General features: G+C 61.1%; 13 protein-coding genes and 1 pseudogene. 11 read left to right on the top strand and 3 right to left on the bottom strand.

The window, feature by feature from the left end; translation table 11 throughout:
• Window positions 1-147 precede the first annotated feature (147 nt).
• Both J2W46_RS09010 and J2W46_RS09005 read left to right on the top strand, forming a co-directional pair.
• Window positions 148-1533, top strand: coding sequence for a GntP family permease (locus tag J2W46_RS09010; RefSeq protein ID WP_020069318.1), 1386 nt, complete (start codon window positions 148-150; stop codon window positions 1531-1533).
• Between the two features lie 10 nt (window positions 1534-1543).
• Complete coding sequence (locus J2W46_RS09005; RefSeq protein ID WP_020069317.1) at window positions 1544-2038, top strand: gluconokinase; 495 nt, start codon at window positions 1544-1546, stop codon at window positions 2036-2038.
• Between the two features lie 86 nt (window positions 2039-2124).
• Here the strand turns inward: J2W46_RS09005 and purB are convergent, their stop codons facing one another.
• Both purB and J2W46_RS08995 read right to left on the bottom strand, forming a co-directional pair.
• The gene (gene purB, locus J2W46_RS09000; protein WP_020069316.1) at window positions 2125-3513 is read right to left on the bottom strand and encodes an adenylosuccinate lyase; all 1389 of its coding nucleotides are present in this window, start codon (window positions 3511-3513) and stop codon (window positions 2125-2127) included.
• A 170-nt stretch (window positions 3514-3683) separates the two neighbouring features.
• Window positions 3684-4589, bottom strand: coding sequence for a glycosyltransferase family 2 protein (locus tag J2W46_RS08995; RefSeq protein WP_310352916.1), 906 nt, complete (start codon window positions 4587-4589; stop codon window positions 3684-3686).
• Between the two features lie 110 nt (window positions 4590-4699).
• Here J2W46_RS08995 and J2W46_RS08990 point away from each other — a divergent pair, with 110 nt between their 5' ends.
• The 7 genes from J2W46_RS08990 (at window position 4700) to J2W46_RS08960 (ending at window position 10522) form a co-directional block, all read left to right on the top strand.
• On the top strand, window positions 4700-5656 hold the full coding sequence (locus tag J2W46_RS08990; RefSeq protein WP_020069314.1) for a LysR family transcriptional regulator: 957 nt from the start codon (window positions 4700-4702) through the stop codon (window positions 5654-5656).
• A 151-nt stretch (window positions 5657-5807) separates the two neighbouring features.
• Window positions 5808-7121: a Glu/Leu/Phe/Val family dehydrogenase gene (locus J2W46_RS08985; RefSeq protein ID WP_020069313.1), complete on the top strand. Its 1314-nt coding sequence runs from the start codon at window positions 5808-5810 to the stop codon at window positions 7119-7121.
• A 73-nt stretch (window positions 7122-7194) separates the two neighbouring features.
• Window positions 7195-7362 carry a hypothetical protein gene (locus tag J2W46_RS08980; RefSeq protein ID WP_288825146.1) on the top strand — a complete coding sequence of 56 codons (168 nt, stop codon included), beginning with the start codon at window positions 7195-7197 and terminating at the stop codon, window positions 7360-7362.
• A gap of 44 nt (window positions 7363-7406) precedes the next feature.
• Window positions 7407-8300 (top strand): glutamate/aspartate ABC transporter substrate-binding protein, encoded by an 894-nt coding sequence (locus J2W46_RS08975; protein ID WP_020069312.1) that lies wholly within the window; start codon window positions 7407-7409, stop codon window positions 8298-8300.
• Between the two features lie 82 nt (window positions 8301-8382).
• The gene (locus tag J2W46_RS08970) at window positions 8383-9123 is read left to right on the top strand and encodes an amino acid ABC transporter permease (protein ID WP_020069311.1); all 741 of its coding nucleotides are present in this window, start codon (window positions 8383-8385) and stop codon (window positions 9121-9123) included.
• Window positions 9123-9800 carry a glutamate/aspartate ABC transporter permease GltK gene (gltK, locus tag J2W46_RS08965; protein ID WP_020069310.1) on the top strand — a complete coding sequence of 226 codons (678 nt, stop codon included), beginning with the start codon at window positions 9123-9125 and terminating at the stop codon, window positions 9798-9800. Before J2W46_RS08970 ends, gltK begins: the two co-directional genes overlap by 1 nt.
• Entirely contained in the window at window positions 9797-10522 is a 726-nt protein-coding gene (locus tag J2W46_RS08960; protein WP_020069309.1) for an amino acid ABC transporter ATP-binding protein, read from the top strand. The genes gltK and J2W46_RS08960 overlap by 4 nt, the downstream gene beginning before the upstream one ends.
• A gap of 136 nt (window positions 10523-10658) precedes the next feature.
• Here the strand turns inward: J2W46_RS08960 and J2W46_RS08955 are convergent, their stop codons facing one another.
• Window positions 10659-11594, bottom strand: a complete 936-nt coding sequence (locus J2W46_RS08955) for a class II glutamine amidotransferase (RefSeq protein WP_027804837.1) — start codon at window positions 11592-11594, stop codon at window positions 10659-10661.
• A 187-nt stretch (window positions 11595-11781) separates the two neighbouring features.
• Between J2W46_RS08955 and pyrC the strand changes: the two genes are divergently transcribed.
• Together pyrC and J2W46_RS08945 are read left to right on the top strand one after the other, a co-directional pair.
• Complete coding sequence (gene pyrC / locus J2W46_RS08950) at window positions 11782-12852, top strand: dihydroorotase (protein WP_131320436.1); 1071 nt, start codon at window positions 11782-11784, stop codon at window positions 12850-12852.
• Window positions 12853-12863: 11 nt separating this feature from the next.
• Window positions 12864-13685 (top strand): annotated as a pseudogene (locus J2W46_RS08945) (DUF3025 domain-containing protein); the annotation flags it as partial.
• Window positions 13686-13712: the final 27 nt, after the last annotated feature.

Below are 13712 nucleotides of genomic sequence, written 5' to 3'. Positions count from 1 at the left end.
CGTTAGTTTCGCGGGCATTTCGAGACAACAAACAGTAAAATTCAGCGTCCGCGCGGTTCGCACAGTTCTGATGCGTGCCGTCGCCATGAGACGAGGGGGCTGCTGTCTTGCGCACCCACAATCAATAACGCAAAAAGGAGGAGCTTCATGGAAGCTGTTCACGGCAGCACGCTGCTGGTATTCGGGGTAATCGCCATTGCCTTGCTGATCTTGTTGATCACGCGCTACAAGGTCTATCCGTTCCTCGTTCTGATCATCGTGTCGCTGCTGCTCGGGCTCGCGTCCGGCATGCCGATGGCGACCATCGTCAAATCGTTCGAAACGGGCAACGGCAACACGTTGGGTCACATCGCGGTGGTGGTGGGCCTCGGCACCATGCTTGGCAAGATGATGGCCGAATCGGGCGGCGCCGAACGCATCGCCACGACGCTCATCAACTGGTTCGGCGAGAAGAATATTCACTGGGCGATGATGGTCGTCGCGATCATCGTCGGTCTGCCGGTGTTCTTCGAAGTCGGCTTCGTTCTGCTGATTCCGATTGCCTTCAACGTCGCGAAACGCACCAATAAATCGCTGCTGCTGGTCGGCCTGCCGATGGTCGCGGGCCTGTCCGTCGTGCACGGGCTGATTCCGCCGCATCCGGCCGCAATGCTCGCGGTGCAGCAGTATCACGCCGATATCGGCAAGACGATCGCCTATGGCCTGATTATCGGCGTGCCGACGGCTATCGTCGCCGGTCCGCTGTTTGCGCTGCTGATCAGCCGCTACGTCAAGCTGCCGCAAGAAAACGCACTGGCCGCGCAATTCCTCGGTCACGACGACGCGGCGAAGAACGGTGCAACGAACACAGCGCCGAAGCGCGAACTGCCGAGCTTCGGCATCACGCTCTTCACGGTTCTGCTGCCTGTGATTCTGATGCTGGTGGGTAGCTGGGCAGACCTCGTGTTCACGCCGAAGACCTTGCCGAACGACCTGCTGCATTTCGTCGGCAACTCTGACGTCGCGCTGCTGATCGCGGTGCTGGTCAGCTTCTGGACCTTCGGTGCAAGCCGTGGCTTCAATCGCGATCAGATCCAGAAATTCTGCGGCGAATGTCTTGCGCCGATCGCGGGCATCACGCTGATCGTCGGCGCGGGCGGTGGTTTCGGGCGCGTGCTGATGGATAGCGGCATTTCGAAGGAAATCGTTGCTGCAGCCACCGCAGCGCACTTGTCGCCGTTGCTGTTCGGCTGGCTGGTCGCGGCGCTGATCCGTCTTGCTACGGGTTCGGCGACGGTCGCAATGACCACTGCCTGCGGCATCGTCGCGCCAATCGCGGCGGCAAGCGGTGTGCAAGTGAAGCCGGAATTGCTCGTGCTGGCAACGGGCTCGGGCTCGCTGATTTTCTCGCACGTGAACGACGGCGGTTTCTGGCTGATCAAGGAATACTTCGGTATGACGGTGGGGCAGACCTTCAAGACATGGTCGCTCCTCGAGACCATCATTTCGTTGATGGGTTTGGGCTTGACCTTCGCGCTAGCGGCGGTCCTGTAAGGAGTTTTTGATGATTTTGATCGCAATGGGCGTGTCGGGCGCCGGCAAAACGAGAATTGGCGAGATGCTGGCGGAACGCCTGCACTGCGCGTTCACCGACGGCGACGCGTTTCATAGCGCCGCCAACAAGGAGAAGATGCACCACGGCATTCCGCTCACCGACGAAGACCGGTGGCCGTGGCTCAAAACTATCCGCGCCGCGATCGAAGAAAAGCAGAAGGCGGGCGAGACAGCGGTGTTCACATGTTCGTCGCTGAAACGCTCGTATCGGGACATTCTGCGCGACGGCGACAAGGACGTGTGCTTCGTCTATCTGAAGGGCTCGCGCGAGGTGTTGGAACAACGTCTGACCACGCGTACCGGGCACTTCTTCGATCCGTCGCTGCTGCAGAGCCAGCTCGATACGCTCGAAGAGCCGGGGCCAGACGAAGCAGTGACGGTGAGCATTGAACTGTCGCCGGAACAGATCGTGGACGAGGTGTTGAAGCAGGTCCAACAACGGTAAGCTCCGGCGCAGTGTTTGCCGGTTAGATAAAAAAAGCCGCTCGATCGAGCGGCTTTTTCTTTTGACCTGCAGAACGACGAAAGCTTTTAGCGGATGCGCTTCGCCAGTTCGACGGCCTTGCCGATGTACGAGCCCGGCGTCATGGCAAGGAGGCGGTCTTTCGCGTCTTGCGGAATAGCCAGGCCACCCACGAACGTTTGCAACGCCTCGCGCGTGATGCCCTTGCCGCGCGTCAATTCCTTCAACTGCTCATACGGATTCTCAATGCCGTAGCGGCGCATCACCGTTTGCACCGGCTCGGCCAGCACTTCCCAGCAATTGTCGAGGTCTTCGTTCAGGCGCTGTGCGTTCACTTCGAGCTTGTCGAGACCGCGGATCAGCGAGTCGTACGCGAGCAGCGAGTAACCGAACGCGACACCCATGTTGCGCAGCACCGTGGAGTCGGTCAGGTCGCGCTGCCAGCGCGAAACCGGCAGCTTGTCGGCGAGATGTCGCAGCGTAGCGTTTGCGAGCCCCAGATTGCCTTCGGAGTTTTCGAAGTCGATCGGGTTGACTTTGTGCGGCATCGTCGACGAACCAATCTCGCCGGCCTTCGTGCGTTGCTTGAAGTAGCCGACCGAAATGTAGCCCCACACGTCGCGGTCGAGATCCAGCAGGATCGTATTTGCGCGCGCGACCGCGTCGAACAGCTCGGCCATGTAGTCGTGCGGCTCGATCTGGATCGTGTACGGATTGAATGCGAGCTTCAGACGCTGTTCGACCACTTCACGCGAGAACGCTTCCCAGTCGAACTCCGGATACGCCGACAGATGCGCGTTGAAGTTGCCGACCGCGCCGTTCATTTTGCCGAGCAGTTCGACCTTCGCGATACGGTCGATCGCGCGTTCGAGGCGCGCGGCCACGTTGGCGATCTCCTTGCCGAGCGTGGTCGGGCTGGCCGGCTGGCCGTGCGTGCGCGAGAGCATCGGCTGCTCCGCTTGCGCGTGAGCGAGTGCAACGAGCTTCTGATGCACCGTGCGCAGCGCCGGCAAAATGACGTGTTCGCGGGCGCCCGCAAGCATCAGGCCGTGCGACGTGTTGTTGATGTCCTCCGACGTGCACGCGAAGTGGATGAACTCGCTCGCGCGCTCCAGTTCTTCCTGACCTTTGACCGATTCCTTCAGCCAGTACTCGACCGCTTTCACGTCGTGATTCGTCACGCGCTCGATTTCCTTGATGCGCGCGGCGTCGTGCGCGGTGAAGCGCTCGGCCAGTTGCAACAGGAATTGCTCGGAGGCATCGGAGAAGCGCGGCACTTCCGCGAAACCCGCGCGCGAAAGGGCGATCAGCCAATGGATTTCGACCGTCACGCGATTGCGCATGAACGCGGCTTCCGAGAGCCAGTCGCGCAGGGCTTCAGTTTTCGACGCATAGCGTCCGTCGAGCGGAGAAAGCGCATTCAGCGCGAACAGGGTGTCGGGGCGGGTGTCGGACATGATGGCGGCTGGCTCTGGGCGTTGAGCGCTCACTAAACTAACGGTGAGCGGATCGGAACGGAAGGGAACCGCGAATTTTACCACTAGAGCAGCATCCGCCCGGAACGCCGGCCGCCGGAGCGCCGGCCGCCAGCCTTCATTGAACGTTCCGCGACGAAAGGCTGCGACGCTCAAGCCGGCGAGTCTTCGTAGCAAGGGAATAGCGTAGGCAGGATGAACGAAGGCATCGAGTAGCGCGAGAAACAGCGCGACGTCGAGCCCGGATGCACGATATGCAGGCAACTCGCCTGCGGGTCGTCCGCGGCAATGACTTTGCGGCCTGCTTCGACCACGGGCCGGATAAAACTCTCGTCGTCGCATAGGTCGATATCGTCGAAGGCGGACACCGCAGCCAGCGCCTTTTCGTACACGTATGAGAAGCCATAGAACAGCACGAAGTCCGCGCCTATCTGCATTTTTTCGTGGAACTCCACATGATTGACCGACTGGCCGCTCAGTTCGTAATGCAGGCCAACTTTCGCGTTGAGGTCCATATAGCCGAAGAATCGCGTGTGCGGCGCATACATGAAAAAGCCCGACAGCTTGACGAGATCGGCGCGGTTTTCACGCATCGTCGAGACCATATGGGCGAGGTAATGCGGCGCATAGTGGTCGTCGTCGTCGAAATGGGCGATCACCGTACCGCGCGCTTCGCCGATCAGAAAGTTACGCTTCGAGCCGATCGACATTCGCGCCGGCGAATGAAAATAGCGAACGCGTGCGTCCTGCGAAGCCAGCGCCAGCAGATAGGCGCTCGGCACGGCGCTGTCATCAAGAATCAGCCATTCCCAGTCGACTCGTTGGCGCAACACGCAGCGCGTGATGGCAGGCAGCAGGTGCTCGCGATTGGCGGTCGGCGTGATGATCGAAACGAGTGGCGGCATGGGCGAGGCCGCGTTGCGCGGCAAGGTGAGTAGATGGTCCGACCGATGTGTGCCGGCCGTGTCCGCGGTGGCGGTGTAGCGCGACGAGGGTTGATCGCCCGCGTCGCGCGCCGACGCAAGATAGCGATGCGCGGCGCGCGGGCCTATCGGCAAAATCCGATTTTTTGACGAAGCTGCGATAAAGCCTTCGCCGCCAACGCCGGTGCCGCTGCGACACCCACTAGAATGCTGACTTCTTCTTTCTCGCCGGCAGCAGGCTTCGCATGGAACTGAAATGGCTGGAAGACTTCGTTTCGCTCGCGGAAACGCGTAGTTTCAGCCGCTCGGCTGAGTTGCGTCATGTCACGCAGCCGGCGTTCTCGCGGCGCATTCAGGCGCTCGAGGCGTGGCTCGGCACCGAGCTGATCGACCGCTCGGTTTATCCGACGCGGCTCACGGCGGCGGGGCAGGTCTTCAACGAGCAGGCGCTCGCGATGCTCTCGCAGTTCCACGAAGCCCGGGCGCTCCTGCGCGGCCATACAGCGACGCCGCAAGCGACCATTGAGTTCGCCGTGCCGCACACGCTGTCGCTCACGTACTTCCCGCGCTGGCTGCAACGCATCGAGGCGCAAATGGGCCCGATCCATACGCGGCTGCGCGCGCTCAACGTGCACGACGCGGCGCTGTCGCTGGTGGAAGGCGGTTGCGATCTGATGATGGGTTATCACCATCCCAGTCATCCAGTCGCGCTCGATCCCGGCCGCTACGACATGCTGACGCTAGGCAACGAGCCGATCAGCCCATTCTCCGCGCCGGGGCGCGCAGGCCGGCCGCGTCATACGTTGCCGGGCACGGCCGAAGCGCCCACGCCGTATTTGTCGTACACGCCAAATGCGTATCTTGGACGCATGACCGAGGTGATTCTCGCGAACGCGCACGAACGCCTGTATCTCGACCGGCTCTACGAGACCGACATGGCGGAAGGCCTCAAGGCGATGGCGCTGGCGGGTCACGGCATCGCCTTCCTGCCGCACAGCGCGGTGGAAGACGCGGTCGCGGACGGCAAGCTGATCCGGCTCGACCGCGGTACGCGCGGCACGCCCGAAGGCCAGCTCACGCTGACCATGGAAATTCGTCTGTACCGGGACAAGCTGGCCGCGAAGAGCGACGACGCGCGGCAAATCCTCGTGCGGCAGTTGTGGGACGTGGTGTCGGAAGAACTCGCGCACGGCAGCGCTTGAAGCGACCCGTTACCAACCTGCTTGCCTACGACGCAAATTTGCGGCTTTTCGCGGGTTATGCAAAAAAAACATAATCGGATAAGGAAACGGCATTGGATTTCAAAACGGCGTTTTTCGACAATGCTGCTATTCGAACAACGCCGGAGCGTTCATGTCTTCCCAGCAGCAAGTCGCACAATCTGCCTCAACGTTGCAGTCCGTTCCCTCCTACCTGAATAGCGAAGACCTCGGCCCTTGGGGTAACTACCTGCGCCAGGTCGACCGCGTCGCGCCGTACCTCGGCTCGTTGTCCCGCTGGCTCGAAACCCTGAAGCGCCCCAAGCGCATCCTGATCGTCGACGTGCCTATCGAACTCGATAACGGCACCGTCGCGCACTTCGAGGGCTACCGCGTGCAGCACAACGTGTCGCGCGGTCCGGGCAAGGGCGGTGTGCGTTATCACCAGGACGTGACGCTGTCGGAAGTGATGGCGCTGTCCGCGTGGATGTCGGTGAAGAATGCTGCGGTGAACGTTCCTTACGGCGGCGCGAAGGGCGGCATCCGTGTCGATCCGCGCACTTTGTCGCGTGGCGAACTGGAGCGCATGACGCGTCGCTATACCAGCGAAATCGGCATCATCATCGGACCGAATACCGACATTCCCGCGCCGGACGTGAACACGAACGAGCAGATCATGGCGTGGATGATGGACACGTATTCGATGAACCAGGGCCAAACGGCGACCGGCGTCGTGACCGGCAAGCCCATCACGCTCGGCGGTTCGCTCGGACGCCGTGAAGCGACGGGGCGCGGCGTGTTCGTGGTCGGTTGCGAGGCGGCACGCCGCATCGGCTTCGACATCGAAGGAGCTCGCATTGCCGTGCAAGGTTTCGGCAACGTCGGCGGGATTGCCGCGCGTCTGTTCCAGGAAGCGGGCGCAAAGGTGGTCGCGGTGCAGGATCACACTGGATCGCTCTACAAGTCGACCGGTATCGACGCGGTTGCGTTGCTCGATCACGTCGCGAAGACGGGCGGCGTCGGTGGTTTCCCTGAAGCCGACGCGGTCACGAATGAAGAATTCTGGACCGTCGAATCCGACATCCTGATCCCGGCTGCGCTGGAAAACCAGATTACCGAAAAGAACGCCGGCAAGATCAAGACGAAGATCGTCGTGGAAGGCGCAAACGGCCCGACCACGACGGCGGCCGACGACATCCTGCACGATCGCGGCATCCTCGTCATTCCGGACGTGGTGGCCAACGCAGGTGGCGTTACGGTGTCTTACTTCGAGTGGGTGCAGGACTTCTCGAGCTTTTTCTGGACCGAAGACGAGATTAACCAGCGCCTCGAACGCGTGATGCGCGAAGCATTCGCCGCTGTGTGGCAGGTGTCGAGCGAGCAGAACGTGTCGGTGAGAACGGCGGCGTTCATCGTCGCGTGTAAGCGGATCTTGCAAGCGCGCGAAATGCGCGGCCTGTACCCCTGATCGCGGGTTGTAACTGCAGGAAACGGCGGGTCTGTTACCTTACCGATCCGTCGCGCATTTCACGTGAATGCGCATGCTCGAACGCGATCCACAAGAGCGCGTGTTTTGCCCGGCGGGCGGCATCGTTACGATGCCGCCCGCCTTTGCATATGCCGAAACCCCGGCCTACTGTGCGAAGCGCCGCCAGGCAATAGCGGCGTGCGCGCAACAACAATGGTTTATAGCCATACTTTCAGAATAATTACTTTGCTAAACTGGCGCCGGTTCTTGCCAAGGAGATCAAACATGAAGGTTAAAAAAGCTGCGCTGCTGCTCGCGACTCTCGGACTGTTTACGGTTGGCGCGCACGCGCAAGACGCCGGTACGCTGAAGAAAATCAAGGACACGGGCGTTATTTCGCTGGGTCATCGCGAATCGTCGATTCCGTTTTCGTACTATGACGACAAGCAGAACGTCATTGGCTATTCGCAGGAATTCGCACTGAAGGTGGTTGACGCAGTCAAGCAGAAGCTGAACATGCCGAACCTGAAGGTGAAACTGACGCCGGTCACGTCGCAAAACCGTATTCCGCTGGTGCAGAACGGCACCGTCGACATGGAATGCGGCTCCACCACAAATAATGCAGAGCGCCAGCAACAGGTGGCGTTCTCGAACACGATCTTCGTGATCGGCACGCGTCTGATGACCAAGAAAGATTCGGGCATTAAAGACTGGGCCGACCTGAAGGGCAAGACGGTCGTCACGACCGCCGGCACGACATCCGAGCGCCTGCTTCGCAAGATGAATCAGGACAAGAGCATGGGCATGAACATCATCAGCGCGAAGGACCACGGCGAGTCGTTCCTGACGCTGTCCACCGGTCGCGCTGCTGCCTTCATGATGGACGACGCGCTGCTCGCCGGCGAGCGCGCAAAATCGAACACGCCCAACGATTTCGTGATCGTCGGCGCGCCGCAATCGCATGAAGCTTACGGCTGCATGCTGCGCAAGAACGATCCGGAGTTCAAGAAGGTTGTCGACGACGCAATCGCGAAGGTCGAAACTTCGGGCGAAGCCGATCAGATTTACAAGAAGTGGTTCGAAACGCCGATTCCGCCGAAGGGCCTGAACCTGAACTTCCCGGAAAGCGACGACATCAAGGCGCTCTTCAAGAGCCCGAATGACAAGGCGATCGACTAAACCTTAGCTGTTTTTTTGAAACGCTGAACGAAACGGAAGGGGCCACGCGCTTCTTCCGTTTCTTTTTGCTGGAGTCTTGGTCATGTCATATCACTGGAACTGGGGCATTCTGCTGAGTCCGGTCTCCACCGGCGAGCCGACCACCTATCTGGGCTGGCTGCTGTCGGGCTTTTGGGTGACGATTACCGTGTCGCTGTCGGCATGGGTGATCGCGTTGATCGTCGGTTCGTTGTTCGGCGTGCTGCGCACGGTGCCGAACAAATGGGCGTCGGGCATCGGCACGCTCTACGTCGCTATTTTTCGCAACATCCCGCTGATCGTGCAATTCTTCATCTGGTATCTGGTGATACCCGAATTGCTGCCGGTCTCGATGGGCACCTGGTTCAAGCAACTGCCGCCTGGCGCGCAGTTCTTCTCGTCGTCGATCATCTGTCTCGGGCTCTTTACCGCCGCGCGCGTGTGCGAGCAGGTGCGCTCGGGCATCAACGCATTGCCGCGTGGCCAGCGCGCCGCGGGTCTCGCAATGGGCTTCACGCAATGGCAGACGTACCGCTATGTGCTGCTGCCCGTCGCGTATCGGATCATCGTGCCGCCGCTCACGTCGGAGTTCCTGAATATCTTCAAGAACTCGGCGGTGGCGTCCACAATCGGTCTGCTGGATCTGTCGGCTCAGGCACGCCAACTCGTCGACTACACGTCGCAGACGTATGAGTCGTTTATCGCGGTCACGCTGGCCTACGTGCTGATCAATCTGGTCGTGATGCAACTGATGCGCTGGGTCGAAGCCAAGACCCGGTTGCCCGGCTATATCGGAGGCAAGTGATGCACCACTTCGACTGGAGCGGTATTCCGGGTGCACTGCCCACGCTGTGGACCGGCGCGGTGGTCACGTTCAAGATCACGCTCATCGCGATCGTGATCGGCATTGTCTGGGGCACGGTCCTCGCCATGTTGCGGTTGTCGTCGTTTAAGCCTTTCGAGTGGTTCGCGAAGGGTTACGTGACGATTTTCCGCTCGATCCCGCTGGTGATGGTTCTGCTGTGGTTCTTCCTGATCGTGCCGCAGGTGCTGCAGAACGTGCTGGGCCTGTCGCCGGATATCGACATTCGTCTCGCGTCCGCAATGGTCGCTTTCTCGCTGTTCGAGGCGGCGTACTATTCCGAGATCATCCGCGCGGGTATTCAGTCCGTGCCGCGCGGGCAGGTCAACGCGTCGTTCGCGCTCGGCATGAACTACGCGCAGTCCATGCGTCTCGTGGTGCTGCCGCAGGCGTTCCGTGCAATGGTGCCGCTGCTGCTCACGCAAGGCATCGTGCTCTTTCAGGATACGTCGCTCGTCTACGTGATCAGCCTCGCCGACTTCTTCCGCACCGCCACGAATATTGGCGATCGTGACGGCACGAATGTCGAAATGGTACTGTTCGCGGGCGCGTGTTATTTCGTGATCTGCGTGATCGCGTCGAGCCTCGTCAAAGGTCTTCAGAAAAAGGTCGCAAGATGATCTCTATCAAGAATGTTTCGAAGTGGTACGGCCAGTTTCAGGTGCTGACGGACTGCACGACGGAAGTCAAAAAAGGTGAAGTGGTCGTGGTGTGCGGACCGTCGGGTTCCGGCAAGTCGACGCTGATCAAGACCGTCAATGGTCTCGAGCCGTTTCAGAAGGGCGAGATCGTCATCAACGGCCAATCGCTGACTGACAAGAAAACCAATCTGTCGAAGCTGCGTTCGAAGGTCGGCATGGTGTTCCAGCACTTCGAGCTGTTCCCGCATCTGTCGATCGTGCAAAACCTCACGCTCGCGCAAATCAAGGTGCTCGGCCGCTCGAAAGACGAAGCGTCGGCGAAGGGGCTGAAGCTGCTCGATCGCGTCGGTCTGCGCGCACATGCGGACAAATTTCCGGGCCAGTTGTCGGGCGGTCAGCAGCAGCGTGTGGCGATTGCGCGCGCGTTGTCGATGGATCCGATCGCGATGTTGTTCGACGAACCCACGTCGGCACTCGACCCGGAAATGATCAACGAAGTGCTCGACGTGATGGTCGAACTTGCGCAGGAAGGCATGACCATGATGTGCGTGACGCACGAAATGGGTTTTGCGAAGAAGGTCGCGCATCGCGTGATCTTCATGGACAAGGGCTTGATCGTGGAAGACGACCGCAAGGAAGACTTCTTCGCCAATCCGAAGTCCGATCGCGCAAAGGATTTTCTCGCGAAGATCCTGCACTGAGATTGCGAGTGTCGCGTCGTTTCGCACGCGACCTGCCCGCCAGGGCCGCAACAAAAAAAGCCGCTCGAAAGAGCGGCTTTTTTTATCGCTGAAGCGCGGCGGAAACGCTACTGAAACGCTGCCGATTCGGGTGTGATCAGGACTCGAACGCCGCGGCGTCGTCCGCCGCTTCGAGATCGACTTCGACTTCCACGGCGGGGGCGGCCGGCGCCGACGCCGCAATCGTGCTTGCCGAAGCGGACGCATCCAGCGCGGGATTGCGCAGCTTTTCCAGCACCGAAGCCGGCACAGGCACATTGACGCGGCCAATTACGTCGCCGTGCTGGAACATCAACAGATCGCCGGGTTCGAACGCGCTCCACACTTCGTTGTCGGTCAGCGGCTGCGTCGCGATCACTGCAACGCGGTCTTCGGGCGTGGTGTATTTGGCGAAGTCGATCGAGACGTCGGCGTCGACCAGATGCGCGGTCGAAAAAGGCCAGCGCCGCACGATGTAGTGCAGATGCGTGGAGCAATGCGCGAACAGCGCCTGGCCATTCGACATCAGAAAATTGAACACGCCGAACTGCGTAATCTCGCGCGTAAGTGTTTCGAGCGCGGCGAAGAGTTCATTGAGCGGCGGTTGCTGCGCGCCGGGAAACGCCTTGCGCAAACCTTCGAGCAATGCGCAAAAAGCAAGCTCGCTGTCCGTCGTGCCGACGGGCTGATAGACGCCCGAGAGTACCGGCGAAAAGTCTTTCAAATCACCGTTGTGCGCAAAGATCCAGTGGCGCCCCCACAGTTCGCGCATGAACGGGTGACAGTTTTCAAGCAGGATGTGCCCTTGCGTCGCCTTACGAATATGCGCGATGGTGTTCTTCGACTTGATCGGATAGCGCTTGACCATTTCGGCGATCGGCGAGGTGGCCGACGATTGATGGTCGATGAACAGGCGACATGCTTTGTCTTCGAAGAAGGCGATGCCCCAGCCGTCGGCGTGGTGGTCGGTGACGCCGCCGCGCGCCGCAAAGCCGGTGAACGAGAACGTGACGTCCGTCGGCGCGGCGCAGTTCATTCCGAGAAGTTGGCACATGTTGCGGGTAAGCCTGTGAACGGGGCGAGCCGTTACAATGATGATTGTTCAAGCATATCACCGAGCCAGAAACGCCAAATAGCAAAATAGACGTGTGTTCAGGCCGCAACAAGGCGGTTTGACCTCATTGCTGGCGCATTGCTCGCATTTTCAGCTGCCCCTGTTCCGCTCTCGCTCTCCTCTCGCCATGACCGATTCCAACGCTTCTCCTGATTCCCGCGACTCGATCACGCTCGCACGCCCGGACGACTGGCACTTGCACGTGCGCGACGGCGCAATGCTTGCAGCCGTGCTGCCGGATACAGCCCGCCAGTTCGCTCGCGCGATCATCATGCCGAATCTGAAGCCGCCGGTCACGACCACGGCGATGGCGCAGGCGTACCGCGAGCGCATCGTCGCCGCCATCCCGGCCGGCGCGAAATTCGAGCCGCTAATGACGCTGTATCTGACGGACAACACGCCGCCGGACGAAATCCGCCGCGCGCGCGACAGTGGTTTCGTGCACGGCGTGAAGCTCTACCCGGCGGGCGCTACGACCAACTCGGACGCCGGCGTGACCGACATCATGAAGTGCGCGAAAACGCTTGAAGTGATGCAGGAGACCGGCATGCCGCTGCTCGTGCATGGCGAAGTGACGGACTCGTCGATCGATCTGTTCGACCGCGAAAAGGTGTTCATCGACCGGGTCATGACGCCGTTGCGCCGCGACTTCCCCGCGCTGAAAGTGGTGTTCGAGCACATCACCACCAAAGACGCGGTCGACTACATCCGCGAAGCCGGCGTTGCGCCGAACCTGCTCGGCGCGACGATCACCGCACACCACTTGCTGTACAACCGCAACGCGATTTTCCAGGGCGGCATTCGTCCGCATTATTACTGTCTGCCCGTGCTCAAGCGCGAGACGCATCGCGTCGCGCTGGTCGAAGCGGCAATTTCGGGCAATCCACGTTTTTTCCTGGGTACCGACAGCGCGCCGCATCCGAAGGGTTTGAAGGAGCACGCTTGCGGCTGCGCCGGCTGCTATACGGCCCTGCACGCGCTGGAGCTGTACACCGAAGCCTTCGACCAGGCTGGCGCGCTCGACAGGCTCGAAGGCTTCGCGAGCTTTTTCGGCGCGGACTTTTATGGTCTGCCGCGAAACGAGGAGAAGGTTACGCTGCGTCGGGAAGAGTGGACGTTGCCTGCTGAACTGCCAGTCGGCGATACGCCTGTTGTGCCGCTGCGCGGCGGTGAGTCGATCGGTTGGCGGCTGATTTGAGGCTTTGCTAGATGCAGAGTGAAGCGGGCTCGGGTGTGGTCGACGGCGAAGGCGCTGGAGCACAGGTGGGTGCGGAACCGGTGCCGGCAGCGGGCGCCGGGGCGCGCTTCGCCGCTATCGACTGGTCAAGGCCGTGGTTCGCGCAATTCGCCGGACGCGGCCAGCGCTGGCGGCGGGCCGCGCTCACGAGCTACGCCGCGTTGCTCGCCGAAATGAATGCCGACGCCGCTAACACGTGTCAGACCACGGGCCGCGGCCAACGCCTCGCATTCATCGCGCAGGACGAACTACCGCCCGGCGCCGCCTACGAGGCGCACATCGCGTCGACCGGCCGCGTGCCGACGCGCCACAATTTGCACGACTTCTTCAACGCGTCGATGTGGTTCGCCTTTCCGCGCATCAAGGCCGCGCTCAATACACGGCAGTCGGCGGCGATCGACCTGCTCGGCGTCGGCTCGACGCGCGGCAGCGTGCGCGATGCGCTGACTCTCTTCGACGAAAACGCACTGCTGTTTGCGTGCAGCGATCCAGCGTTGAGCGCCGCGCTGCGCGGCTTCGACTGGCAGACGTTGCTGCTCCAGCGGCGCGACACATGGGGTTCGAGGTGTGAGGTGCGCTGCTTCGGCCATGCGCTGCTGGAAAAACTCATCGCGCCTTTTAAGGGCTGCACGGGGCATGCATGGATCGTCGACGTACCGTCGGCGTACTTCGCATGGGACGCCGCCGCCCGCGACGCGTGGCTGGACGAGGCCGTCAGCGCCGCGTTGCTGACCACCGACGCGCTGACGAGCCGGCTGTTTGCGCCGCTTCCGGTGCTCGGAATTCCGGGCTGGTGGCCCGACAACGAGACACCGGCCTTC

The sequence above is a fragment of the Paraburkholderia strydomiana genome (genome assembly GCF_031456815.1).
GTDB lineage: Bacteria > Pseudomonadota > Gammaproteobacteria > Burkholderiales > Burkholderiaceae > Paraburkholderia > Paraburkholderia caledonica.
Note: the sequence above shows the minus strand (reverse complement) of the source record. Positions and strands in the feature narration are given on the sequence as shown.

What these genes read in the sequence shown, in the direction of transcription:
- J2W46_RS09010 (WP_020069318.1), top strand. Translation starts at nt 148, where the DNA reads ATGGAAGCTGTTCACGGCAGCACGCTGCTGGTATTCGGGGTAATCGCC.
- J2W46_RS09005 (WP_020069317.1), top strand. Translation starts at nt 1,544, where the DNA reads ATGATTTTGATCGCAATGGGCGTGTCGGGCGCCGGCAAAACGAGAATT.
- purB (WP_020069316.1), bottom strand. Translation starts at nt 3,513, where the DNA reads ATGTCCGACACCCGCCCCGACACCCTGTTCGCGCTGAATGCGCTTTCT.
- J2W46_RS08990 (WP_020069314.1), top strand. Translation starts at nt 4,700, where the DNA reads ATGGAACTGAAATGGCTGGAAGACTTCGTTTCGCTCGCGGAAACGCGT.
- J2W46_RS08985 (WP_020069313.1), top strand. Translation starts at nt 5,808, where the DNA reads ATGTCTTCCCAGCAGCAAGTCGCACAATCTGCCTCAACGTTGCAGTCC.
- J2W46_RS08980 (WP_288825146.1), top strand. Translation starts at nt 7,195, where the DNA reads ATGCTCGAACGCGATCCACAAGAGCGCGTGTTTTGCCCGGCGGGCGGC.
- J2W46_RS08975 (WP_020069312.1), top strand. Translation starts at nt 7,407, where the DNA reads ATGAAGGTTAAAAAAGCTGCGCTGCTGCTCGCGACTCTCGGACTGTTT.
- J2W46_RS08970 (WP_020069311.1), top strand. Translation starts at nt 8,383, where the DNA reads ATGTCATATCACTGGAACTGGGGCATTCTGCTGAGTCCGGTCTCCACC.
- gltK (WP_020069310.1), top strand. Translation starts at nt 9,123, where the DNA reads ATGCACCACTTCGACTGGAGCGGTATTCCGGGTGCACTGCCCACGCTG.
- J2W46_RS08960 (WP_020069309.1), top strand. Translation starts at nt 9,797, where the DNA reads ATGATCTCTATCAAGAATGTTTCGAAGTGGTACGGCCAGTTTCAGGTG.
- J2W46_RS08955 (WP_027804837.1), bottom strand. Translation starts at nt 11,594, where the DNA reads ATGTGCCAACTTCTCGGAATGAACTGCGCCGCGCCGACGGACGTCACG.
- pyrC (WP_131320436.1), top strand. Translation starts at nt 11,782, where the DNA reads ATGACCGATTCCAACGCTTCTCCTGATTCCCGCGACTCGATCACGCTC.